Raw genomic sequence first — 24857 nt, 5'->3', positions numbered from 1 at the left:
GCTCGCGCACAACGAGGTAGAAATCACGTCGGTTGCCGCTCCTCCACGACCCAGGCCGCGACCTGGGCCCGCGAGGTGAATCCGAGTTTGGTGAGTATGTGTTCGACATGCCCCTGCGCGGTGCGTTGTGAGATCACGAGCCGGGCGGCGATGGCCTTGTTGGTCAGCCCCTCGGCGATCAGCTCGGCGACCTGTCGTTCACGCTTCGTCAGTTTCACCGATCCGGAGGGTGTGGACTCCTTCTGGGGCCGTTCACCGAGCGCGTACGAGACGGCGGAGTCGAGATCCATCTTCCGGCCTTGTTGCTGTGCGTCCTGGTAGCCCTTCTCGGTGAGCATTCGGCGGACGGCCCGTTCGCACTCGTCGTGATGAACGAGCAGGTCGGGGACGAAAACCGAAGTGCTTCCCACGGCGTGACCGATGGCTTCGGCGGCTCCCATCAAAATGCCGGCGCGCTTGGGATCAGTGCCTCCCGCAATCCAGGCGAGAGCCTCGAGGCTGTTCGCGCAATTGACCGGATCGTCGACGAGTCGGCTGAGCCGCAACCCCTCCTCGAGCAACTCGGTTGCACGACGCCGTTCGCCCTGCCGCCACTGTGCAACCGCCATGACCCACAGGACGTAGGCCCGATACACGGATTCGCCGTGACGATCGGTGATCGAGAGGGCTTCCTCGTAGCATTCGACCGCCCGGCGGGGATCGTCGTCGAGCAGCTCGTAGGTCAGACCGAGCAACGTGAGCGCCTCGACGTGTACGACAAGCTCGCGCTGCGCGTCTCGAAGCACGGTCAGTGCCCGCTCGAAACCGGAGGACGCGCGCACGAGATCACCGTTGAAAAGTCCGAAGATGCCGTCCGCGTGGTCGACGACGGCGTGTGCGACGGGATCGGGGACGTGGTCGGCCAGGCCGTGCGCCTGCTCGACGAGGGCAGCACCTCGCTCATGGTCCCGTTGCTGTTCGGCCATCAGGCAGTCGGCGTAGAGCGCTTTGACCGTCACGAGCGTCGGCGGCAGATTCGGTGACGAGAGGAATCGGTCGAGCCATCGCCGGGTCTCGCTGAGCAGACCGCGGGTACTCCAGAGCAGGGACGCGGCGGTTGCGATCTGCAAACCTCCCTCGACGTCGCCCTCGGCCAGACAGAATTCCATGGCATCCCGCAAATTCGGCTGTTCGCGACTGAACCGGGAGAGCCATTCGATCTGCCGGGGACCGATGAACTCGGTTTCGGCGGTGCGGGCCAACTGGCGATACCAATCCCGGTGCCGACGGCGCAGGTTCGAATAGTCGCCGATCTGCTGAGCCTTCTCCCGGCCGTAGTCGCGGAGCGTCTCGAGCAGCCGGTAGCGCACCGTCACACCCTGGTCCTCCCGGGTCAGGATCGACTTGTCGACGAGTGATGCGACCGCGTCCAGGAGGTCCTGTGCGTCGCTGTCTGCTTCGCATACCTGTTCTGCCGCATCCAGTTCGAAACTTCCCGCGAATACCGACAGCTGTTCCCATGCCCGTTGCTCTCGCGCGGTGCAGAGTTCGTAGCTCCAATCGAGGCACAGCCTCAGCGTCTGCTGGCGCGATGGTGCCCCGCGGCTTCCGCGCGTCAGTAACGCGTAACGGTCGCTCAGCCGTTGCAGGATCTGCTCGGGTGACATCGCCCGCAACCGCGCCGCCGCCAGTTCGATCGGGAGCGGTAGCCCGTCCAGCCGGCGGCAGATTCGGGTCACCGCCGTCTTGTTGGCCTCGGTCAGGACAAAGGCCGGTACCGCGGTGGTGGCACGTTCCGCGAACAGCGACACGGCGTCGTAGCGTGGCAGACCCTGGAGTGACGGCTCGCGATCCGGGTCGGGGACCGTCAGCGGCGGTACGCGCAGCGTCACTTCCCCGCCGATCGTCAGGGGCTCCCGGCTGGTCGCGACAACACGCAGGCCCGGGCTCTGTTGCAGCAGGGTCGTCGTCAGGTCGGCCACGGCATCGACCACTTGCTCGCAATTGTCCATTATCAGCAGGAGTTCCCGCGAAGAGAGGAAGTCCAGCAGGACTTCACGTAGCGACCGAGCCGTCTGGTCCCGCAGGCCGAGCGTGGTGGCCACAACGTCGATCACCAGAGACGGGTCACGTACCTCCCCGAGTTCGACAAGCCATGCCCCGTCGGCGAATTCGCGCTGCATTGCGGTTGCAAGCCGTATCGCCAGACGGGTCTTCCCGACTCCGCCTATTCCGGTCAACGTCAGCAGCCGCGACGATGCCAGTAGACTTTTCGCCTCGGTGAGTTCGTGCCTGCGTCCGACGAAGCTGGTCAACTCCAGAGGGAGATTTCCCGTCCGATGAGCGGAGGGACCGAGGGATGTTCGCCGTGGAGTGTCCGGCGAGTCCGGTGCGGGCGTGTCCGGTGACGCGTGCAGGGCCATGATGTCGACGGGCAGTCCACGACGGAGCTGGACGTCGCGCAGACTCTCACCGAATGCGGCGGCAGAGGATGGGCGGTCCTCTGGCCGGCCCGCCATCGCCTGCTCGATCACGGTGGTGATGTCGTCCGCGATCCCCTGCTCCCGAAGATCCGGTGCCGGCTCGGTGGTGATGCGGACGAACTGGGCGATCAAATGTTCACCGCTGCGCCGCTCGAACGCGGCGTGCCCGGTGACCGCACAGAACAGGGTCGCACCCAGCCCGTAGATATCCGAGGCCGGGCTCGCGGCCGCGCCGCCGAGGACCTCGGGTGCGGTGAACGCGGGCGAACCCGTGACGATGCCCGTCGCGGTTTCGAACCCCCCGGACATGTGGGCGATCCCGAAGTCCGTGAGCGCCGGCTCACCGTATTCGGTGAGAAGGACGTTTGCGGGTTTGACGTCACGGTGGACGATGCCGTGCCGGTGTGCGGTCTCGAGTGCACCAGCGAGCTTGACCCCGAGGTGCAGCACCTCCTCCACCGAGATGGGGCCGTGCCGTCGGATACGAGTATCCAGGGAGCCCTCCGGGTGGTACGGCATCACGAGAAATGGCTGGCCGCTACTCATGATGCCGACCTGGAGCACCGTGACGATGTTCGGGTGGCCGGTCAGACGCCCCATCGCGCGCTGTTCCCGGAAGAATCGTTCCCGGTTCTCCTTCGCAAGATCCGTGGTCAGAACCTTGACTGCGACGGTCCGGTCGAGCGTGGCTTGCGTACACCGGTAGACGGCGCCGAACCCTCCGCGCCCGATCTCCTGAGCGTCGTCGAATCCGTCCGCACTCAACTGCGCGGTGGCCGTCGGGTTCACATCGCGTTGGGTCTCGAACGGATCGTCATCGGCCACGGCTAGGCCGGTTCATCCGAGCCGTTTCGCTGGTTCAGCACCACTTACCTCCCGAGAACGTCTCCTCAGGATATCGCCGACGAGCGGTACCGGCGGGGGCGATTGACGAGGCGGAAGCATCCGGACCGGTTGGTTTACGGGAGGTCGGTAGCGTGCCGGTCGCGAACTCTACTTCACCTGCGCAGGCAATTGCTTGGTGATCAGACGTTCCGCATCCGAGATGATGGCGCCCACGATTTCTTCGCAGCTTGCGACGTCGTCGATCAAGCCCTGGGCGAGGCTCGCCCACCACAGCCCACCGTCGACGTCACCCTTCGCCAGGGCCTCGGTGCGACCGCGCTGCCCTGACGCCAGGTGTGCGATGTCCGCGAACGTGGCACCGGGGCGGCGGGAGATCTCGACGATTTCCTCGGAGACCGCGTTACGGGCAACCCTGGCCGAGTTTCGGAACTCTCGGAAGATGATCTGCGTCGAACGCTCGTCGTTGGCGACGATCTGTTGCTTGATGTTGGCGTGGATCGGCGCCTCCGACGACGCCATGAAACGTGTCCCCATGTTGACAGCCGAGGCTCCCAGGGCCAGGGCAGCCACGAGTCCGGCACCGGTCGCGATGCCGCCCGAGGCGATGATCGGAATGCGCAGCTTGCGAGCGGCTGCGGGAATGAGTACCAACCCCGGTACGTCTTCCTCACCCGGATGACCTGCGCACTCGAACCCGTCGATGCTGACCGCGTCGACGCCGAGGCTTTCCGCCTTCACTGCATGCCGGACCGCGACAGCTTTGTGGATGACCTTGATTCCCGCGGCCTTGAAGGACGGGAGATGCGGTGCCGGGTTGCTGCCGGCGGTCTCGACGATCTTCACTCCCCCGTCGATGATCGCCTGACGGTAGTCCTCGTACGGAACGGGGTTGATCGTCGGGAGGATGGTCAGGTTGACGCCGAACGGTTTGTCGGTGAGTTCACGTGTGCGTACGATCTCGGCGGCGAGCGCGTCCGGTGACGGTTGGGTGAGCGCGGTGAGGAACCCGAGTGCACCCGCGTTGGCGACGGCGGCGATGAGTTCGGCCGTACCGACGCCCGTCATTCCGCCACAGACAATGGGATGTTCGATGCCGAAGGCCTCAGTGAATGGAGTGTTGAACATGTGGGGCGTCTCCGCTCTGTTGCGTCGATTGCAAGGTTTCGAGCCATTCCCTGTCGGCTACGAGATCGCTGCACGTCTCGCCGTCCCGCCACTGCGCCGTTTCGAGCAGGGCACGATGGAATGGAAGCAGCGTCTTCACGCCCTCGATGGCGAAGTCGTCCAGGGCGGCAAGCATTCGCTCGGTCGCCTCGGCGCGATCTTCGCCCCATACAATCACTTTCGCGATCATCGGATCGTAGTACCGCTCGACGACACTGCCCTCGGTCACACCGCTGTCGACCCGGATGTGATGACCGGTCGGCTCATCGTACGTCGTGAGCGAACCCGGATTCGGAAGGAACCCCCGGGAGGCATCTTCGGCGTTGATGCGGCACTCGATGGCGTGACCGGTCAGCTTCACGCCGTCCTGACTGAGACGCAACGGCTCTCCTGCCGCGATGCGCACCTGTTCCTCGATCAGATCCGTGCCCGTGACCATCTCGGTGACACCGTGCTCGACCTGAATTCGGGTATTCATCTCGAGGAAAAAGTACTCGTCACCTGCCAGCAGGCCTTCCACGGTTCCTGCGGACGAGTAGCCGACTGCCTTCGCGGCTTGCACCGCGATGTCGCCGATCCGCTGTCGCATCTCGGGACCGACTGCGGGCGCAGGTGATTCCTCCACGAGCTTCTGGTGGCGACGTTGCACCGAGCAGTCACGCTCGAAGAGGTGAACGACATTCCCGTGCAGGTCCGCCAGAACCTGAATCTCGATGTGGCGGGGATTCTCCAGGTACCTCTCGAGGTAGACGGTCGAATTTCCGAAGAACCGTTCGCCTTCCCCTTTCGCCCCGTCGAATGCCTGCGCCAGATCTTCGGGCCGGAGTGCGACGCGGAAGCCCTTTCCACCACCGCCGCCTGCGGCCTTGACCGCAACCGGATAGCCGATCTCGACGGCCACTTCCCGGGCGCGCTCGAGTGTGCGGACTTCCTCGGTCGTGCCCGGCACGATCGGCACACCGGCATCCGACATCACCTGGCGTGCAGCGATCTTCGACCCCATCTTGTCGATGGCGTCGGCAGAGGGGCCGATGAAGACGAGACCGGCCTTCTCCACTGCGCGGGCGAAATCGGCTGATTCCGAGAGGAACCCGTATCCCGGGTGAATCGCTCCGGCGCCAGCGGCCTTCGCCGCCTCGATGATCACCTCTCCTCGCAGGTAACTCTGGTTCGCGGGGGCCGGCCCTATGTTGACCGCCTCGTCGGCCACCCGCACATGCAGGGCGCCGGCATCCACGTCGGAGTAGACGGCAACGGTCTTGATGCCCATGCGGGAAAGCGTGCGGAAGACCCGCACGGCAATCTCGCCGCGGTTCGCGACCAGCACTTTGTCGAACATCAGCCCACCCGACTCTCGGCGATCTCGACGAGAAGCTGTCCTGCTTCGATCGCGTCTCCCTCGGCGACAGAGAGACTTTCGATGATTCCAGGGCCCTCTGCCTCGACCGGAATCTCCATCTTCATGGATTCGAGGATCATGATGCAATCGCCGGCGGCGACGCTGTCACCCACGGCCATCTCGATCTTCCACACGGAAGCGGACATTTCGGCATTGATCTGGTTCACGGCATTTTCCTGTTCTCTGACGTCTACGGACGAATCGTCCACTGGCGGCGTTGCGGCCCGCGCTTGGATTCGAGGAGGCCGCGGGACGCCTCGACGAACGCACACACGATTTCGCGGGTTTCCCGCGGATCGATCATGTTCTCGACGCCGAATGCTTCGACTGTGGCCCACGGGTCCGACAGTGCGTACATCTTGTCTTCCACGATCCTGCGGTACTCTTCGGGATTCTCCGCAGCGGCGATCTCGCGGGAGTACGCCGCTTCGACACCGCCTTCCACCGGAAGGTCACCCCACTCGGCGCTCGGCCATGCCAATCGAAGGCAGAGCCCGTCGGTCTGCGCGGTCGCCGACACCGCCATTCCGTACGCCTTGCGCACCTGAATCGTGACGACGGGGACCTCGGCTTCGACCAGCGACTGGATCGCTCGCATGCCCCAGCGGACCACACTGCCGCGTTCTGCGTCGGGTCCGACCATGAACCCCGGCACGTCGACGAAGTAGATGACGGGGAGGTGGAAGGTCGAGCAGATGTCCACGAAACGGATCTGCTTCTCCGCTGCCGCGGCATCCAGGGCACCGCCCAGGTGCATCGGATTGCTGGAGATGATGCCGACGGGGGTACCGTCCATCCGCGCGTAGCCGGTGACGATGCCCTTGCCCCAGCCTCCGCCGACCTCGAAGAATGATTCCCGGTCGACGATGGCCTCGATCATCTTCTGTGCCTTGTACGGCCGCCGCCGGTTCTCCGGGATGATCGTGAGCAGTTCGTCGGCGCGTCGGGTGACCGGATCGGAGCGGTCTCCGCGGGGAGGCAGTTCCCAGACGTTCTGCGGCATGTAGCTCAGGAACTTCTGCATCTGCGCGATGGCGTCGGCTTCGTCCTCGGCGAGGTTGTCGATACCGCCGGAGATGCCGGTGTGCACGGCCGACCCGCCCAGCTCGGACTTGCTGAGGTCCTTGCCGAGTGCGCGTTTCACCAGTGGGGGCCCGCCTGCGAACATCGCCGAGTCGCGGGTCATGACGCTGAAGTGACTCAGCACGGTACGTCCCGCGGTGCCTCCCGCCGAGGTGCCGCTGACCATGGTCATCACCGGCACCTCGGCGAGCAGCTCGAAGGATCTCCGCCAACTCAGGGACGACACCAGGTACGAGTGCCCCTTGTCGGCCTGCGCGGCGATGTCGCCGCCGATGCCCTCCATGAACAACACCAGCGGAATCCGGAGTTCGTGTGCGAGGTCCTCGACGAAACCGCCCATTCCGCCCTTCATGCGGTCGAGGTACGTCTGGGGAGCGCCGGCTCGAACCGTGAAGTCCTCACCACCCAGCGACACCGTGCGGCCGCCGAATTGCGCCAGCCCACAGACATAACTGGACGGGATCTTCCCCACCACTTCGCCGGTCGCCGAGTGCTCCTCGAATGCCGTGTACTCGCCGACTTCGTAGAACTCGGTGGCAGCATGCTCGATCCGCTCCCGGATCGTGAGGCGGCCCTGCTCGTGTTGCCGATCGATTCGGCGCTTGCCGCCCAGCTCGCGCGACATCTCGCGGCGACGCTTCAGCTCGGCCAGCGCTCCCTCCCAGTTGAATCCGCTCATTGGGTCACTTCCCGCCTGTTGTGGCTGAACTCTCGCCCAGCCTGTCGAATATTCCGACGCCGCTGACAGCCGTGGAGAGGCGATGCTTTTGGATCACGCCGGTCCCCGGGCTGCGCACGAATACGGTTGCGTCGACCTGTTCGACGAATCGCGGTACCGCGTATCGCGGCAGCCGCTGTTCGCAGTGGTCGAAGAAGCCCGACACATCGAATGCCGCGCCGTCCTCACATGCGACGAGCGCCTTGATCTCGTCCTCTCCACCCAATTGGTCCACCACACCGATCGCGGCGACATCGGCGATACCGGGTGCCTGCCGAAGGACAGCTTCCAGTTCGTAGGCCGAGATGTTCTCGCCGCGCCTGCGGAGCGAGTCGGTCATCCTGCCCTTGAAGAACAGGTAGCCGTCCTCGTCGAGGAATCCCAGGTCACCGGTGTGGTGCCACAGGTCCCGCCATGCCTTCACCGTCGCGTCCGGCCGTCGCCAATAGCCCGACAGTGTCATATTGGGGAACAGTGGGCGGTGGCAGATCTCCCCTGTCTCACCGGGAGGCAATCGGCGGCCGTCCGGTGCGAGAATCGTCACCTCGAACGCTTCGCAGGCGACGCCTGCGCTGCCGCGCCGGTGAACGTCGAGGGTCTCGTGCGTGACGCCGTCGGCCTCGGTCTGGCCGTACATGCTGAGCACGGGGATGCCCAGACGGTCTTCATAGAACTCGTACACCTCCGGCGGTATCGGCGCTCCGAAGACCCGCGTCAACGGGATCTCCTCGAGCGGCGGGGGCTCGACCGTCGCCACCGCCGCCAGCATCGCGCCGACCGCGATCGTCCAATTGCACCCGTACGACCGGACGTCGGGCCAGAACTTGCGGACGCTGAACCTGGGTGGGATGAACAGCGCTGCTTCGGATTCCACGACGGCAGGGAACACGATATGCGCGTCGACGTGGAAGAAGGGCAACGCGAAGTACCCGATGTCGCCGGCGTTCAATCCGGTCATCCGGCGGATGCTCTGCGCGTGGTTGGCGAAATAGCCCAGCGGCAGCATCACTCCCTTCGACGGACCCGTCGTGCCCGACGTGTACAGAATGGTGGCCAGCAGGTCACCCGGCAGGCTCGCCTCGACACGATCGAGTTCCGCGCGATCGACACTGTCAGCCGGTGTGAGCGGATCGGTGGCTTCATGAATCGGTACACCGGTCGAGTGCGCGGAGACTTCGTCCCGAAACTCCTCGTCGGTGAGGATGAGCATCGGATCACTGTCGGTCAAGATGTGGTGGAGCATCGAGCCCTTCAGCTCGAAATTCACCGATACTTCGACCGCTCCGATCCAGTACAACCCGTATTGCCAGGTCAAGCGGTGCACAGAGTTGCGGCCGACAATCGCGACTCGATCACCTGCGCGCACCCCGAACCGGGTGAGCAGATCCGATGCACACTGCCGCGCCCGCGTGGCGAACTCCGCCACGGTGACCGTGCCGTCCGCCGTGATGAGCAGTGCGGCGGACGGCGAGACTGCCTCGGACCGCGTGAGCACTTCGACCGGGCTGCGACGGAGGTAGTCGACCGCCGGGCCCGGGTGGCCGGCCGCATGAGCCGGGTGATGACCGGTGCCCATCAACGGACACTTCCAGGAGTCGGGACGTACGTTGCGCCGCGCGCGATGACCGGGGCCAGCAACTCGTCGGTGACACGTTGATCCGGGTCCGCATTCGCCACCGGAACTCGATCCTGTCCCGGGTATCCGATTGCGGTTCTGACGTCTCTCGACATGTAGTACGTACACAGGAGCAGCATGAATGCGCCCTCGACGACGTCCTGCGGCCATGTCGCCACGGTCTCGGCCGTCACCTCCGGCGCCTGAGACGCCAGCACTGCGATCTCCCGGAATGCCGACGCCAGTTCATCGTTCGCGGCCAGACCGCGACCGAGCAGCGGAAGGTAGTCGGGGAGTTCGGTCATCCGCGGCGATCGGGCGGTACCGGGAAACCACAAGTCGGCGAGCCGGTCGGCACCTGCGCGTTCCTGATCGGTGAGTGGTGATGTCGTCAATGGTGTCGTCATAGCGGAATCCTTTGCTCGGCTGCGTTCTCGACCAGATGCTCGGCTCCGCGCAGCGCGAAGGCGGCGATCGTCGAAGTCGGGTTCACCGCCGATGACGTCGCGAACACGCTGCCGTCGAAGATGTACAGATTGGGGACGTCATGGGACTGCCCGTACCCGTTCACCACCGATGTCGCCGGGTCGTCGCCGCACCGCGCGGTGCCGAGCAGATGCCAGCCCACCTCCGGCATGTAATCGACGCGGTGGGTGAAGACCGCACCCGATTCGAGGTGGACCTCGGTCAGCCGGTCGATATGCCAGTCCAGCGCACGAGCGCTCTCCTCGGACATCTTGTAGCGAAGCTTCGGCGCGGGTATGCCGTCGCTGTCGACGAGGTCCGGGTCGAGTGTCACGGTGTTGTCGAATTCGGGAAGGTCCTCGATCTGTGCCACCCACTCGAACGCCCGGCCGGTGAACCGTTCGGCGAACTCCTGACCTGTCATACCGCTGCGTTCCGACAACGGCAGGCTGTAGATGCGCTGGATCAGCTCGGCCGGCCCCGGGATACCCGCGATCGTCCACTTGGAGCCGCGCCGGAACCCGCGGGTGATGTCGGTCTCGGCGAACTGCATCGACCAGATCGGCTGACCGATCGGCCCCAGCCAACTCTGCAGGTCGTCCTCGTAGCAACCGAGCACTGTCGCGGTCGGATGCATCATCAGGTTGTGCCCGACGTAGCCCGAAGAATTCGCCAGCCCGTCGGGGAAGCGCGACGACGTGGAGAGCTGCAGCAGTCGGGGTGTCCCGACACCGTTCGCGCAGACCACGACCAGTGGCGCCGACGTGTGATGCTCTGCACCGTCACGATCGATCCACGTCGCCCCCGTGGCCAGGCCCTGCGGTGACACCGTGATCTCACGTACCCGCGCCCCGGTGGTCAATTGCACCCCGGCGGCAAGCGCGGCGGGCCACATCGAGACGTCGAACGACGACTTGGCGCCCTCGGGGCACCCGGCCACACACGTCGCCCACCGCGAACACGCCGGGCGGCTGCCGTCGGCCTGCGACAAGATCGCGTGGGTACCGGGCCACCACTGATATCCGAGCTTGTTCATGCCACGGGCCGCGATCTGGCCGATTCGGCCGATCGGCAGTGCGGGTTGTGGCGGCGCCGCGCCCGGTGGATACGCCGTATTGCCCCCGAGACCCGACACGCCGAGCATCTCGTCGATCATCTCGTAGTACGGCTGCAAATCCTCGTAGGTGAGAGGCCAGTCCCCGGCCACACCATCCAGGGACTTCACGCGGAAGTCCGAGGGGATCATTCGCGGCCATTCGGCACCGAACATGACCGTACTGCCGCCGACTCCGTTGAACATGAAGGTATGGATGTCGGAATCGCTGTCGTTGACCGGATAGTCGCTGGGCCCACGCCGGACGTTCGGATTCGGGTTCCAGGGGCCGGCCTGGATGAGCTCGCGCTCGAGCTTGGTGCTGGGATAATCGGCCACATCGGGCCAGTCGCCCTGTTCCAACACTCGGACGCGATAGCCGCTTTCTGCCATAACGCGCGCGGCGACTACTCCCGAGGGACCGGCACCGATGACCAGCGCGTCCAGATCGTCGGGTGCCTGATGACGAGCCGAGGCAGAGTTACTCATGTCAATGTCTTCTCCGTGTAGACGGTGGATTGGGCTGGATGCGCCGGGGCCTTCGCGTCGGATGTGCAGACGGGCTACTCGACCCGTTCGACCGCCGTCGGGCCGGCGACGTCGACGACGTAGGCCTCTGCGCCGCCCCAGTACGTATCGGAGTACGCGGTCAGGTACTTGTCCGGATCGAAAGCCGTTTCCGGAGAATGAACTCCGACGGGAACATCGGACAGCACGAGCACACCCACAACTGCCGGACGTGCAGTCTCCAGGCTCATCGAACCGTCGACCGGGCCACCGGGCAGAACCACGATGCCGGACTGAGCGCCGTCCTTGTCGCCCGTCGCTGCGACGCCGACGAACGCCTTGATCGGATCCCCGATGCGTTCGGTCACGAGCTTCTCCGGATGCGCGCGCAGATCGGCCGCGATCGCCCCGAGCGCCTCGGTCTCACTCAGCTCACCGGCACCGACCCGATCGAGGTACGGAAGCAACAAGCGGTCGGCACCTTCCTCGATGGTTCCGATGTTGATGCAATCCCGCGACGCGACGGTGTGCGGGAGCGTCACCGGCTCGGGGTGACCGATGACCCGGTACAGCCCGGTCTCGCCGTCCGAAGTCGTGACCCGGTATGCCGCGCGCCATGCCGGTTCGTAAGCGGCAGCCCCATTGCGCCACACCGGGATCTCCGCCGCCGCCTGGGCGATCAAATGGGTGAACGCCGCGCGGCCACCCTCGAACGCAGAAGCCATGGAATTGGCGAACTCAGTGGCCTCGTCGAGGTCCTTACCGTCGCCGGGCCGGCCCCAGAAGGTGGTGAGCAGATCGACCGAGTCCAACTGGCGCGCCGCCACGACGGCGAGCAGATTGCTCATACCAGGGCTGATACCCAACCCGACCACCGCCCGCACACCGGCATTGCGCGCCGCTTCGTCCCGCTTCAGAAGTTCGATCGTCGGCGCCGGGTCGTCACAGACGTCGATGTAGTCGACGCCGCACTCGATCGCGGCATCGAGCACGACGGTTCCCCAGCGATCGAACGGACCGGAAGTATTCACCACTACCTGTGCGCCACGTACCGCTCGGCGCAGGGATTCGCCGTCGGCGAGGTCCAGTTCGACGAACTGGAACGAGCCGTCCCGAGGCTTGTTCCGGTCCGCGATGACGATATTCGCGTCGCTCACCTTGGCGAGTTCGCTGACGACCCGGGCACCCACTCGGCCCGCGCCTCCGATGACTACAACGTTCATTCCCACTCCTTGACTTGTATTTGGTGGTGTCGAAATCTATGTGCCGCAACCCATCGCCATGCGGACTGCCAGCTCGCCGTTCCTGGGAGACTGTCGTCGTCATGACCGTGGTCGGAAATCGAGATTCGCCGCACGGTCCGTCGTCGACTGCCGTCAAAAGGCAAAGTTCGCAGATTTCCGTCGAAGGGAGGAGCGAACTTCCTGAATAATCGATATTCAGGAAACTAGCGCCGCAGTGCCCTTGATTTCAAGACCTCCGAAGCCAAATACGCCGATTCGCACAAAGATTGGTGCACTCTGCCCCACACGCCCGAGCCGGCCGCATCATTTTGTCGCCCTCGGAGATCAGGTCGAGGCGCGCAATTTCAGCAACTGCAACGCCGCGGCCACGCTCACCGAGTTCTGATTGAGCGGTTGAGGCAACAGCTCATCGACTCGCGCGAGCCGCCGGTCGATCGTATTGCGGTGGGTAAACAGCTTCTGGGCGGTACTCGACCGGTTGAACCTCTCGTCGATGTAGGTCGAGACCGTGTCCATCAGGAGAGGGTCGGTATCGACGAGGTCCCCCAAGGTGTCCTTGACGAATTGGTCTGCCTGAGCGACATCTGCTGTGAGCAGGTCAACGAGTTGGACATCCTCGTACCGGACCACGGACAGCCTCGACTGCAGACGGGTCAATAGGCGTTGCGCTGCAGCGGCTTCCATATGACTACGACGGAACCCCGCGACGTCGTCTCCTGGGCGGCCGAATGCGACTCGCACCGTGCCGGCGAGCCGACTCAGCTCGGACATCACGTCCGACGGCGCCGGAACTTCTCGCACCGGCATCCACAGCCACAACGCTGCAGTACTGGCGACGACGGTCAGCCTGGTCGTGACCCCGCAGGCCCGCATGGTCTGCTCGGCGGCTTGCTCCAGGTCCGCGGCCACATCCGAATCGGTCCACACGATCGCCGCCACATGGCGCCCCGTCAGCGCATAGCCGAGTTGGGCTTCGGCGCGTGGCCGCACTATTCGAGACCCCTGCAGCAGTAACTCCACTGTTGCATAACGTTGCAGATGCGCACCGCCGGCGAGTTCGTTACGCACTTCGTCGACGTGCGCGGCGACGGCCTCGATCCAGTCATCCGCAAACGTCGTCAACGAATTGGCCGAGACCTCGATCAATTCGGGTAACTCCTGCAGATCCGACGTTTCAGAGAAGCACGCGTTCAACCACCAACGCCAGGTCGTGCGTTGTGTCGCCCGCCATGACGGCAACTCGTCCAGAACAAGGCCGCGCAAGACTACGTCCCGCGCGTAGATCAAGGTCTCGGGACTTGCGTTGTTGGGGACGCGCCGGCCCGGGCTCTGGATGTTCGACCGTAGCCACCGCTTGAGATTGGCAGCGACGAGTCGGCGGTCCGTCTCTGCGAGAACCGGGTCCGCCGCGAACTCCCGATACTGCGGGTCCTGCAAGGATGCGGCGGCGAGCTCGTCCAGCACGCCGTCGCTCAGCGGCAACAGCTTCTCCGCGATATTCCTCATCAGCTCGCAGACCCGATCGGATGGCGCAGGCCACAGTTCGTTTTCCACGGGGTCAGCGAGATTTCAGTGGATCTGCCGATGCCGGCCCCGGCAGATGGCGAAGATTCCGACTATGACGACGACGGCGGCGATCGCAACCCACACGGCGACATCGCCCGGCGCCGGCGGCGGGTTGATGATTCCGTTGACAAACGACCACACCATGGCCGCGCCACCGAGGATGGTGGTCAACCACAGCCCCGGGCGAATCTCTTTCTCCCGAACCGTGATGACAATTGCCGCTACGCAGATCAGCACGTACGGAATGACCCACAGGAACACGAGGAGATTGGCATTGAGCAGGTAAGCCGCGCTGACACTGCCCGCCAGGAACGACAGGCCGACATCGCAGAGGAAGCTGATGCCGACGACTGTGACGATTGCGATGTACGGCGTGTGGTGACGCCAGTGGATGCGTGCGAGCACGGGAGGCAGGATCCCGTCCTCCGCGAGCGTCATGAGGTACCGGGAGCCGTAGTTGACGAACCCGATGAGTGCAGCGAACGATGCCAGTGCGAGAACGAGATCCGTGGCCGAGCCGATCCAGGGACTGAGTCCGGCCTGTGCGGCGAGCGCGGCGGGCGCAGAGACTCCGGCAGCCAATTGCTCACTGGCGGACGCCAACCCCGGCGCCTGCAGGATCGTCGCGATGGGGAGGATGCCGCCCAGTATCACGGGAACCGACATGATGGCGACGGGAATATTCTTGCGCGGGTTGCGAGTTTCCGTCGCCAACGCGGCGCAACTCTCGAAGGCGATGAGGAACGCCGCACCCACCGCGATTCCTTGCAGGGTGTGACCGAAGCTGAAGCCGGAGTAGCTGAACTGCTCCGACCAATGCAGGCCGGTGTGCCGGGCGCTGGCGGCGGTGATCACGAGGACCAGCGGCAGCGCCAGAACGGCCAGTACCACCGCGATGGTCACCGACGTATCGAGACCGCGGAAGGCGATAGCTCCGGCCATGCTGAGGACCAGGCCGAACACCACGACCTGCGGACCGAGGTCCAGTGCCCAGTGGATGCCTCGGGCGCTGAGAAAGCTCCCGATGAAGATGCCACAGATCGAGGCGAACGCGGCCAGACCGACGATGAACCCGGCCAGCATCGCAGCGCCGGCAAGCCATTTGGCCCAGGTCCCGAAGACCTCGCCGACGTAGGAGTAGATCAGTCCTTTGGCAACGTATCTGCGGGCGAACACGATGATTGCGCGGCCGATGAAGATGACCGCAATCGTCGCCAGCAGCGACGATTGCCAACCGGTGATTCCCGCCGAACTGTACGTCACATAGGGGGCCAGAGCGATCGCGACAGCCGGGAAGAACGACGCGAGGGACAGGGCAACCAGAGCTTTCAGGCTCAGATGTCCGGATTCGAGGTGAGGCGACGAATCTGTGGTTTCGGCGTCGCGCCGAGTTGTCGAGGCGTCAGTCATCGGAATCCTTCTTCGTCGGTCCACTCGTAAACTGTTTAACGCCTTCGGGTTCCCCCATCGCATGCATGACGTGCTTGGTCCGGCAGTAGTCGTCCAGCGCGTAAATGGAGTTGTCGCGGCCGTAGCCCGACCGACCGAAACCCACCCAGGGCATCTCGGTTGCGCCGACCAGATGCGAGTTCACCCACACGGTGCCGAAGTCGAGTGCCTCGGTGACGCGCAGTGCCCGGCCCTGGTCCTTGGTCCACACCGAGGAGGCCAGACCGTATTCGACATCGTTGGCCTTGCTGATCGCCTCGGACTCACTGGTGAAGGTTTCCACCGAGATGACCGGTCCGAAGACCTCCTCACGAGCCATCTCTGTTCCCGGCGCGACATTCGTGACGACTGTTGCGGGGTAGAAGAATCCGGGCCCGTCCGGAACTACGCCGCCGGTGGCGACGACGGCGCCGTCCAGGCGCGCCTGTTCGACCATCGAGGCAACGCGGTCACGGCTGGAAGCGCTGATCAGCGGGCCGAGTTGCACGGCATCGGGGCCGCCGGGGTCGCCCATCGTCAACGCGTCCGCCCCGCTCACCAATCGCTGTGTCAGGGCTTCGCTGACACTGCTGTGACAGATGACGCGAGTCGCCGCTCCGCAGTCCTGACCGGCGTTCGTGTAGCCCGCAGCAACGATGGTGTCCGCGGCCGCGTCGAGATCCGCATCGGGGAAGACGACGATCGGTGCCTTGCCGCCCAGTTCCAGGTGCACCCGTTTGATGGTGGCGGCAGCACTCTGCGCGACGAGCTGACCCGATCGGGTGCTGCCGGTGAGCGCCACCATGTCGATATCCGGATGGCGACTGAGGGCGTCCCCGATGTCGCTCCCTCGGCCCAGGACGACGTTCAGCACACCCGGCGGCAGAATCTCCGACGCCAAGTCCACGAGTGCCAGAATGGAAAACGGTGTCAACTGCGACGGCTTGAGGACGAGCGTGTTGCCGCCGGCGAGAATGGGCGCGATCTTCCAGGCCGCCATCATCAGTGGAAAGTTCCACGGAACGATCGCGCCCACCACGCCCACCGGCTCTCGGCGCACATACGACATCGTTCCGGGCGCGTACTGGGCAGTGGCCGGCGCTTGAGCAGTTCGCGCGGCTCCGGCCATGAAGCGCAAGCAATCGGAGACGACGGGGATCTCTTCGACGGCGGCATCGATCGGCTTACCGACATTGATGGATTCCATCGCCGCGAGTACGTCACGGTTCGCGTCGACCACGTCGGCGAGTGCGAACAACACCTCCGCGCGATCGCCGGGCGTACGCCGGCTCCAATCCCCGAACGCAGCGCGGGCGGACTTGACCGCGGCGTCGACATCGGCTGTCGTTCCATTGGGAATGGTGCCCAGCGACGTCCCGGTCGCGGGGTTCAGAACGGTGATTTCGGCGGCGCTTTCGGATGAGACAAAGGCCCCGTTGATGAAGTGGGCTCTGGGAAGACCCGCGAGACGGCTTTGTGCATCGGCGAATACGTCGGTAGTGATCATGATGTCCCTCGAACAATTCTGTTGGTGACGGTGATGTGCAGCGCGAACAGGCGCGCTATCCGGCTAACGCGATACCGACTCTGAGATCGCAGCGATGACGCGCTCGACTGCGGCGCGGCTCGCGGGACTGACACGGGTCCAGGAAATGAACCCGTGCACCAATCCGCCTTCCCGCAACAGCTGCGTCGGAACCCCGCTCTCCCGCAGTCGTTCCGCATACGCGATGCCTTCGTCGCGCAGAGCGTCGAAACCCGCGACGACGACCACCGCCGGCGGCAGGCCGGACAGATGTTCGGCCCGGACCGGGGAGATCCGTGGATCAGCCCTGTCAACTCCGGCCGGCAGGTACTGATCGGTGAACCACGCGATCTGTTTCTCCGTCAGAGCGGGGTTCGTGGCGAATTCCGCGCGCGACGCATGGTCGCCGACCAGATCGGTGACCGGATAGATCAGCACCTGTAGCTGCGGCTGGATGTCCTGTCCTCGAATCTGCTGAGCGAGCACCGCAGTGAGATTGGCCCCCGCGCTGTCACCGGCAATGATGATCGTCCTCGGGTTGTGACCCCATTCCGCTGCGTGTTCGACCGCGAACTTCCAGGCGGTCAACGCGTCGTCGGTGGCAGCCGGGAACGGATGCTCGGGCGCCCGCCGGTACTCGATCGACAGCACGTCGACGTCGGCACCCGAAGCGAGCAGCCTTGCGGGCGAGTCGTAGCTGGCCCTGCTGCCGAGTACGAATCCGCCGCCGTGGAAGAAGACGAGCAGTCCCCGGGAGGTCGCACGCGCGCGGTAGCGGGTTGCCCGAAGTCCACTCGGCAAACTGAGTTCTTCCGCAATCGCGAACGGAGGGAAGTCCTCGGCGAAGATGCGGGCCTGCGCTTCCTCGAGGATGCGCGCGTTCACCGCTGTGCCGTCGCTGTAGTCGTCGGCCATCTCCGTGATTCGCATCAGTGCCGCGATCTCGGGAGCCATCCGGTCGCCCTCGTTGTTGACCGGCACCTTCGCGAGTCGGCCGAGTAGGCCTCGCGGCATCCGGCCGAGAGCCGTGAAGGCGAAGCGCTGTGCGCGCTCGGCGAACGACAGCACGGGCGCGGATACCGGAGCGCCGGAACCGATTGCCGACGTCGTCATCTACTGATCACCTTTCCCGTCACCGCGGACAGAAGCTCCACCGGGGTCTGCCGAGGTCCGGCCGATTGTTCCGGCTGCGGAGTGACCTCATGCCCTCCGGAAGTCCCGAACCGTAGGTTGCCGTCGATCAGGGGTCCCTTGTAGAGCTTCTGGTCGTTCCGGTAGATGGTCTTCAACTGCCACGGCGCCTCGGTCCCCTGCCGGGGAAATTGATCTTCGCCGCGCTGCATGTAGCCGGCCGAGAGATCGAACATCGATTGCGTGGTCATCGAATCATCGGCGACCGGCACCACCGAGTCGTATCCGCGCTCGTCCATGTACTCGAGCAGCGAGGAGAAGTACTTCATCAACAGCCCGATCTTGAGCGTCCACGACGACTTGGTGTAACCCATCGCGAAGGCCCAGTTGGGAACCCCGGACAACAGGCTGCTGCGGTAGGTGACCGTCTTCGACGGGTCAACGGGCTTTCCATCGACGGTTTGCTTGATGCCACCGATGAACCGCATGTTGAGGCCCGTGGCGGTAACGATGACATCGGCGTCGAGTTCGCGCCCCGATTCGAGCAGTATCCCGTTCCTCGTGAAACGCTCGATCCGATCGGTGACGACCGATGCGTCGCCGTCGCGGATGGATTTGAAGAAGTCACCGTCGGGTGCCAGACACAGACGCTGGTCCCAGGGCTCGTACGGCGGATTGAAATGTGTGTCCACGTCGTAGCCGGCGGGGAGTTCTTTGCTGGTGAGATAGCGGACGAGTTTGCGCCCCTGTTTGGGGAAATGTGACAGGAAATTCACGACTGCCCAGTCGATCCACACATTCTTGAATCGCGTCAGGGCATATCCCCGCTTTTCTCCGAACATCTTGGTGAGTCGCAAATTCAATGTATCGACGCGCGGAAGAGTCAAGATGTAACTCGGGGTGCGCTGAAGCATAGTCACATGAGCCGCCGCCTGCGGCCCGGTCGCCATGGCGGGGATGAGCGTGATAGCCGTAGCGCCGCTACCGATTACGACTACTTTCTTACCGGAGTGGTCGTAGTTCTCGGGCCAATGCTGCGGGTGAATGATATCGCCCTCGAAATCTTCGCTTCCGGCGAACGTGGGCGCGTAGCCCTGATCGTAACGGTAATATCCGGTCGCGCTGAACACCCAGCCGGCCTTGATCCGGACGTCTTCGGTCGAGCCGTCCTCGAGGGTCTTTCGAACGCTCAGTGTCCATTCCGCGTCCGCGCTGGACCAGTCGGCAGAAGTCGCCTCGTGCCGGAAGCGGATCAGGCTGCCGATACCGCGTTCCTCGACGGTCTCACGCATGTAGTCCCGAATCATGTGCCCCTCGGAGATCGCCGTCTCGTGGAGCCAGGGCTTGAACTCGTACGCGAACGTATGCAAGTCCGAGTCGGAACGAATGCCCGGATACCTGAACAGGTCCCAGGTTCCGCCGACACTCCCGCGAGCCTCCAGGATGATGACCTTCTTCCCCGGGAATGCCTCCGTGATGTAGCAGGCCGCTCCGACTCCCGAGATGCCGGCGCCAATAATGACGATGTCGCCGTGCTCGGTTGCAGTGGAAACTTTCATAGTCGTTCCGCCTTCCCATGGAACAAAGTGATTGCGGACAACCGTGCAGGTTCAGGTGTGCGCCACACCACACCGGGATGCATCACAATGCAGCGACGTGCGGTGCATGTTGCACACCCGCGCCCTTTTGGTTCGACAGCGATCCGCGATCCGGGCCCATTTCTTCACGGCAGGCCGGGCCGCGGTGCACATTGCACCGTCAATGCACGGATCGTGTGGAGATTTGGTGTAGATCACTGCGGCTACAGGGAGGATGGTGAGACGTGCGCCACATCGAGGGCGACACGATGACGACCCGTGAGCTTCCACCCCGGTCGCACGCCCCCGGTCGCGGCCCCACCCTTCGCAGCCAGTTCTATCAGCAGAGGATCACCAATGACTGACACCGTCTCCGGAACCGCCCTGCGCCGGATTCCCGCCACCGCTCCGATCGAGGACATTCTCGCCGTCTTCCACGAAGACGGCGGGGTCATCATCGGCGGGCTACTCACCGACGAACAGATCGACCGCTTCAATGCCGACATCGAGCCGGACCTGACGGCCATCGAGCCGGGCGGCAAGAGTGACAACGAGTTCATTGCCGAGTTCCATGGCAGGAACACCAAGCGATTGGGCAACCTGGTCACGCGAAGCAAGACTTTCCGTGAAGAAATTATCGACCACGACCTGGTCCATGCCCTCGCCGACGCGGTGTACCTGGAGGAGTCCGGGTCCTACTGGATGACCACCGCTCAGGTGATCGAGATCGGACCGGGAAACCGGCCCCAAACCCTGCACCGCGACCTGGAGAACTGGAACCCCTTCGTCGGAATGGGGCCTGCCGGTCCCGAGGTCATGATCAACTTCCTCATCGCTCTCACGGATTTCACCGAGAAGAACGGCGCGACCCGGGTGATCCCCAAGAGCAACGTATGGGAGGACTTCGAGAACCGCGGAACTCCCGAGGACACCGTCCCCGCAGTCATGAACAGGGGAGACGCCATCTTCTTCAGCGGAAAGACCGTGCACGGCGGCGGCGCGAACGTGACCGACAGCGACTATCGCCGCGCGGTCAGTTTCGCGTTGAACCCCGGATATCTGGTCGGCGAGGAAGCCTATCCGTTCCTGGTCGACCGAGAACTCGTCCGCACCTTGTCCGAGCGTGTGCAGCGCCTCGTCGGCTTCCGCTCGCAGTATCCGACGGGCTCACCCGGCCTGTGGATGGTCGACGCCGGCGAGCTAGCCGACTACCTCGAACTCTGACGGTTCGTCGCCGCCGGCTCGCGGCACAGATCTCATTGCGCCCGGAGCCCGCGGTCGACTGTTGAATCTTCCTACCTCTCAATATCTATCGCGGAGTTGATCGTCCTTGTCGACTGCAATCTCGGTAATCGGACTGGGAAATATGGGGACCACCCTCGCCCGGCTGTTCCTCACCGCCGGATACGAGACCGTGGTGTGGAATCGCACGGCGGCAAAAGCCACCCCGCTGATTCAGCTGGGCGCCGTCGCAGCCTCCGAGGTAACCGCAGCTGTGCGCGACACGGCCCTTCTGTGTTCTGCATCGCGCACTACGGGCAAGTGACCGAACTACTCGATGACATGCCGCCCGACACGATTGCCGGCAAGACTCTCGTGAATCTCACCTGGGGCACCGCCGACGAAGCACGAGCGATGCAGAAGTGGGTAGCCGCCCGTGCGCGCTATCAGGGCGCCGACCCCGGGCTGTCGAATATTCTTGCGTGCGCGGGTGCGATCAAGCGTCCAGCAGAGCCTTCCACGAGGCCGGGCACATCATCCACGAGGATGTCCGAAAGATCGGTCAACCGGGCAACCTCATCGCCGCATTCTGCGACATGGTCGAGCCGGTGGTGGCCTCCGGCGACGGCGACTCGGCAGTCTCCTACGGCGGCGTCCCCAGTAGCGAGATATGGGTCGCGTTCGGGGTGAGCCCCGAACGGTTCTACTCCACCCTGGCGCAAATACTCCGCACCCTGGCTGTGCGTGGACTCCCTCCAGAGCAACGCCAATCGCTTGAACAACTCGTCCTTCGCCACTTTCGATCACCCGCAGCTGGCCAACGCTTCGCGAAGAGAGCAATTCGCTGACGCCCGCGTCAGTGACGAACAGAGGCTTCTCGGCCTCGCTGCACGGGCGGGGCCGTCGTTCCGTCCGGTCCCACATCACCGGCAACGCACGAGAACGCGCAACTTCGTCGGCTGCATCAACCCCGCGCACATGCGACTGGGCACCAACGCCGTCAACCGCACCGAATACCACCTGCGCCGCCGAACCTCGCCAGCCCGAATCCACGGTGCCGAGGACGCGGGTCTGCCCCTGACCCCGTGGTAAATCGGCGCAGAACGCGGCAGTCCGGATAAGAACGCTCGAGTCTGCATGTGTCGGGTGTTGTCGTTTTCCGGCGCGTTCTGAGGCGTAGATGGGAAACTGTGAGTGCTGGGACGAGGCATTTCGCATGCTCGGAGGCGGAGATGTTCGCCTGAGGTTGTAACGCTGCAATCTTCAGAAGCGAGGTCAGAGCAGTGACCGACACGGATTTCGACGACGTGGGCCCCATCGACTACCTGGTCGTGGAGTTTCCGGCCGACCACCCGCCCGACGGCTCGGCTCTTCCCCTTCTGCTCGACCTGGTCAAGGGGAACATCATCCGGGTACTCGACCTGGTGTTCGTCCGGAAAGGCACCGACGGATCGCTCGCCGGGATCGCCGTCGAGGATCTGGGCTTCACCGGGACCTTCGATGTGACGCTGTTCGCCGAGGCCTCGTCGGGCCTGATCGATCGCGACGATCTCGAGCAGGCGGGAGCTGTCCTCGAACCGGGCTGCGCAGGAGCGATCCTCGTGTACGAGAACCGCTGGGCTGCACCGTTCGCCTCCGCGCTCCGCCGAGAAGGCGCCCAACTCGTCGCGTCGGGACGGATACCCGTCCAAGGCCTCCTGGCGGCGCTAGAGTCCCTCGACGACCCCACCCGATAGTGCAAGGAGCGCACCATGCCAGGACTACTCCGCGGAATCGCCCGCACCGCCGTGATCGCCGGAACCGCGACCACCGTCTCCAACCGGGTCTCCCGCCGCCAAGGACAGCGCTGGGCCGCCCAGCAACCGGCGCCGGCCGCGGCACCCCAGCCGCCGCCCGCCCCACCGGCACCGCCGGCCCCGACCGGCGGGCCCGACCGTCTCACGGCATTGAAACAACTCGCTGAACTGCACGACCAGGGCGTCCTCACCGACGACGAGTTCAACGCCGAGAAGGCCCGAATCCTGGCCTCCTGACCGCAGTCACCGAGAAGACGGAGCACCAACCATGGACAGTTTCTGGGACTTCTTCTGGATCGTCGTCGTCACCTTCTTGTTCGTGTCCTACCTGATGGTGCTGTTCCAGATCATCTCCGACCTGTTCCGTGACCACGAGATGTCCGGGTGGCTCAAGGCGCTGTGGCTGCTGTTCTTGTTCCTGATCCCGTTCCTGTCGGCGCTGATCTACCTGATCGTTCGCAACGAGGGCATGACCGAGCGGTCCGGGGCGGCCTTCCGGCAGGTCAAACAGGCCCAGGACACCTATATCCGGGATGTCGCGGGCAAATCCCCGGCCCAGGAGATCGCCGACGCCAAGACCCTGCTCGATTCGGGGGCGATCACACCGCAGGAGTTCGAGACGATCAAGAGCAAGGCACTGACCTAGCAAAAGAACGCGACTACGTGTGCACAGACCATCCCACCGTCCGGCGCTGGACCCCGCGCAGTGGCGTCATGCGTAGCTGGACACGCGGCGCACCGGCACCCTCGTCAGGCGACTGCGGCAGCGGGACGTCCATCTCCGACACCTCCGGGTCACCGGACGAATGCCTTTGGGAAACATGCGATTCCCGCCCGGCTGATCCCGACCCGGCTCGCGGCGAATGATGCGAAGATGAGGCATGCGCCGCCATCGTTGGCCGGCCATTGCGCCGCCTTCCGCCCGGGGCCTTCGCGTGCACGCACCGATGCTGATCACCACCGAGAAGGATCTGACCCTCGAACTGTCCGCGGTCACCGCGTTCGCGTCCGGGTTGCTGCTGCAACTCGCGATGTGTGTCACCGGGATCCGCGCCGACTTCGCCCGCTACGAAACCCGTCCCCTGACCGACCCCCAGGACTGGTCGGCTCGGTGGTCCTACCTGACCGTGCTCGTCCTCGTCGACGACCTCGACGGTCCCGCGGACTCGCTCCACCCGACCGAACCCCGCGACATCGAAGCCGGGCCGTACCGCACAACGCCGCTGTACTGGATCGGCACCTACCCCCGCGCCGGGTCGCTGATCGTCACCACCAGCTGGACAGAGATCGGACTCCACCCCACCTCCCTCACCCTCGAACTCGGCCCCAGCCCGTTCCCCACTACCTCCGAATCCGACGCGGGAAGGTAACAACAACCACATCGACTCCGCGGGAGCACAAATCTGGAACCGTGCTCCGAAAACCCGTTCTACCAGCCCCGGCCGAGCGGACAATAATCGTCATGGACGACAGCGAAGAACACGATATCGACGTCGTCCGAACCCGACTGATCCAGCGCTACCCCGACCTCGCCCCCGCGCTGATCGAGGACCTGATCGAAGCCTCGCTCCGTCGGTTCGACGGATGCCGCATCCGAGACTTCGTCCCCCTCCTGGTCGAACGGGCCGCCGCCCGCACACTCGATGCCACGAACAGCCGTGCACCGGCGCATCCAGAACCGATGCACACCCCTGAACTTCCCACCACCCAGACCGAGTCGGGCGTGCACGCCACGATCAGCAGTCGGGGAATGCGCCGGCTCTTCGTACACCGCTCTCCACGTCTGTCGTGAGCGGTGCCAGCAGACGGCGGGGCCCCGGTGAAGGCCGGGCAGGCTGATCATGAATGTGGGGCCCATGCCGCCACCCTCTCGATCATCGAGGGTTGGCGACGACGAACTCGTATCCGAACCGGCTCGCCCGACCACACACGCAAAAAGGGGCTCTTCCCAGATGAGGGTGTAGGTCGGCCGGGCGCGTCGGTCCGCAGATAGACGTCGAGGTCTCCCGACGATGGA

General features: G+C 64.5%; 21 protein-coding genes. 7 read left to right on the top strand and 14 right to left on the bottom strand.

Annotation, left to right across the window (positions count from 1 at the left end):
• Positions 1-23: 23 nt before the first annotated feature.
• The 14 genes from MLGJGCBP_RS33985 to MLGJGCBP_RS33920 form a co-directional block, all read right to left on the bottom strand.
• On the bottom strand, positions 24-3287 hold the full coding sequence (locus MLGJGCBP_RS33985) for a protein kinase domain-containing protein (RefSeq protein WP_160101256.1): 3264 nt from the start codon (positions 3285-3287) through the stop codon (positions 24-26).
• Positions 3288-3455: 168 nt separating this feature from the next.
• Positions 3456-4433 carry an NAD(P)H-dependent flavin oxidoreductase gene (locus tag MLGJGCBP_RS33980; protein ID WP_160101254.1) on the bottom strand — a complete coding sequence of 326 codons (978 nt, stop codon included), beginning with the start codon at positions 4431-4433 and terminating at the stop codon, positions 3456-3458.
• On the bottom strand, positions 4411-5811 hold the full coding sequence (locus MLGJGCBP_RS33975; protein ID WP_160101252.1) for an acetyl-CoA carboxylase biotin carboxylase subunit: 1401 nt from the start codon (positions 5809-5811) through the stop codon (positions 4411-4413). Before MLGJGCBP_RS33975 ends, MLGJGCBP_RS33980 begins: the two co-directional genes overlap by 23 nt.
• Positions 5811-6080 (bottom strand): biotin/lipoyl-binding carrier protein, encoded by a 270-nt coding sequence (locus MLGJGCBP_RS33970; protein ID WP_236581526.1) that lies wholly within the window; start codon positions 6078-6080, stop codon positions 5811-5813. Before MLGJGCBP_RS33970 ends, MLGJGCBP_RS33975 begins: the two co-directional genes overlap by 1 nt.
• The gene (locus MLGJGCBP_RS33965; RefSeq protein WP_160101250.1) at positions 6062-7633 is read right to left on the bottom strand and encodes an acyl-CoA carboxylase subunit beta; all 1572 of its coding nucleotides are present in this window, start codon (positions 7631-7633) and stop codon (positions 6062-6064) included. The genes MLGJGCBP_RS33970 and MLGJGCBP_RS33965 overlap by 19 nt, the downstream gene beginning before the upstream one ends.
• Before the next feature lie 4 nt (positions 7634-7637).
• Positions 7638-9248, bottom strand: a complete 1611-nt coding sequence (locus MLGJGCBP_RS33960) for an AMP-binding protein (RefSeq protein WP_160101248.1) — start codon at positions 9246-9248, stop codon at positions 7638-7640.
• The gene (locus MLGJGCBP_RS33955) at positions 9248-9694 is read right to left on the bottom strand and encodes a hypothetical protein (protein ID WP_160101246.1); all 447 of its coding nucleotides are present in this window, start codon (positions 9692-9694) and stop codon (positions 9248-9250) included. The genes MLGJGCBP_RS33960 and MLGJGCBP_RS33955 overlap by 1 nt, the downstream gene beginning before the upstream one ends.
• Positions 9691-11334, bottom strand: coding sequence for a GMC oxidoreductase (locus MLGJGCBP_RS33950; RefSeq protein WP_160101244.1), 1644 nt, complete (start codon positions 11332-11334; stop codon positions 9691-9693). Before MLGJGCBP_RS33950 ends, MLGJGCBP_RS33955 begins: the two co-directional genes overlap by 4 nt.
• Before the next feature lie 74 nt (positions 11335-11408).
• Entirely contained in the window at positions 11409-12575 is a 1167-nt protein-coding gene (locus tag MLGJGCBP_RS33945; protein WP_160101242.1) for a saccharopine dehydrogenase family protein, read from the bottom strand.
• 345 nt (positions 12576-12920) lie between these two features.
• Positions 12921-14102 carry a PucR family transcriptional regulator gene (locus tag MLGJGCBP_RS33940; RefSeq protein WP_160101296.1) on the bottom strand — a complete coding sequence of 394 codons (1182 nt, stop codon included), beginning with the start codon at positions 14100-14102 and terminating at the stop codon, positions 12921-12923.
• A 63-nt stretch (positions 14103-14165) separates the two neighbouring features.
• Entirely contained in the window at positions 14166-15572 is a 1407-nt protein-coding gene (locus tag MLGJGCBP_RS33935) for an APC family permease (protein ID WP_160101240.1), read from the bottom strand.
• Positions 15565-17097 (bottom strand): aminobutyraldehyde dehydrogenase, encoded by a 1533-nt coding sequence (locus tag MLGJGCBP_RS33930; RefSeq protein WP_160101238.1) that lies wholly within the window; start codon positions 17095-17097, stop codon positions 15565-15567. Before MLGJGCBP_RS33930 ends, MLGJGCBP_RS33935 begins: the two co-directional genes overlap by 8 nt.
• Positions 17098-17160: 63 nt before the next feature.
• Entirely contained in the window at positions 17161-18228 is a 1068-nt protein-coding gene (locus tag MLGJGCBP_RS33925) for an alpha/beta hydrolase (protein ID WP_160101236.1), read from the bottom strand.
• Positions 18225-19805 carry a flavin-containing monooxygenase gene (locus MLGJGCBP_RS33920; RefSeq protein ID WP_087561478.1) on the bottom strand — a complete coding sequence of 527 codons (1581 nt, stop codon included), beginning with the start codon at positions 19803-19805 and terminating at the stop codon, positions 18225-18227. Before MLGJGCBP_RS33920 ends, MLGJGCBP_RS33925 begins: the two co-directional genes overlap by 4 nt.
• A gap of 375 nt (positions 19806-20180) precedes the next feature.
• Here MLGJGCBP_RS33920 and MLGJGCBP_RS33915 point away from each other — a divergent pair, with 375 nt between their 5' ends.
• The 7 genes from MLGJGCBP_RS33915 to MLGJGCBP_RS33885 all read left to right on the top strand — a co-directional run bounded on the left by MLGJGCBP_RS33915 (position 20181) and on the right by MLGJGCBP_RS33885 (position 24632).
• Positions 20181-21047, top strand: a complete 867-nt coding sequence (locus MLGJGCBP_RS33915; RefSeq protein WP_160101234.1) for a phytanoyl-CoA dioxygenase family protein — start codon at positions 20181-20183, stop codon at positions 21045-21047.
• Positions 21048-21153: 106 nt separating this feature from the next.
• Positions 21154-21369 (top strand): NAD(P)-binding domain-containing protein, encoded by a 216-nt coding sequence (locus tag MLGJGCBP_RS33910; RefSeq protein ID WP_160101232.1) that lies wholly within the window; start codon positions 21154-21156, stop codon positions 21367-21369.
• Positions 21370-22327: 958 nt separating this feature from the next.
• Complete coding sequence (locus MLGJGCBP_RS33905; RefSeq protein ID WP_160101230.1) at positions 22328-22780, top strand: DUF6325 family protein; 453 nt, start codon at positions 22328-22330, stop codon at positions 22778-22780.
• A gap of 15 nt (positions 22781-22795) precedes the next feature.
• Positions 22796-23077: an SHOCT domain-containing protein gene (locus MLGJGCBP_RS33900; protein ID WP_160101228.1), complete on the top strand. Its 282-nt coding sequence runs from the start codon at positions 22796-22798 to the stop codon at positions 23075-23077.
• 31 nt (positions 23078-23108) lie between these two features.
• Positions 23109-23486, top strand: coding sequence for an SHOCT domain-containing protein (locus MLGJGCBP_RS33895; protein ID WP_160101226.1), 378 nt, complete (start codon positions 23109-23111; stop codon positions 23484-23486).
• Between the two features lie 235 nt (positions 23487-23721).
• Positions 23722-24210 (top strand): hypothetical protein, encoded by a 489-nt coding sequence (locus MLGJGCBP_RS33890; protein ID WP_160101224.1) that lies wholly within the window; start codon positions 23722-23724, stop codon positions 24208-24210.
• A 92-nt stretch (positions 24211-24302) separates the two neighbouring features.
• A complete protein-coding gene (locus MLGJGCBP_RS33885) occupies positions 24303-24632 on the top strand; it encodes a three-helix bundle dimerization domain-containing protein (protein ID WP_160101222.1) in 330 nt (109 codons plus the stop codon).
• Positions 24633-24857 lie beyond the last annotated feature (225 nt).

The organism is Rhodococcus sp. T7 (assembly GCF_009872365.1).
In the GTDB taxonomy this organism is placed as follows: Bacteria; Actinomycetota; Actinomycetes; order Mycobacteriales; family Mycobacteriaceae; genus Rhodococcus_F.
The sequence above is the reverse complement of the archived record's forward strand: the minus strand, read 5'-3'. Positions and strand labels throughout refer to the sequence as shown.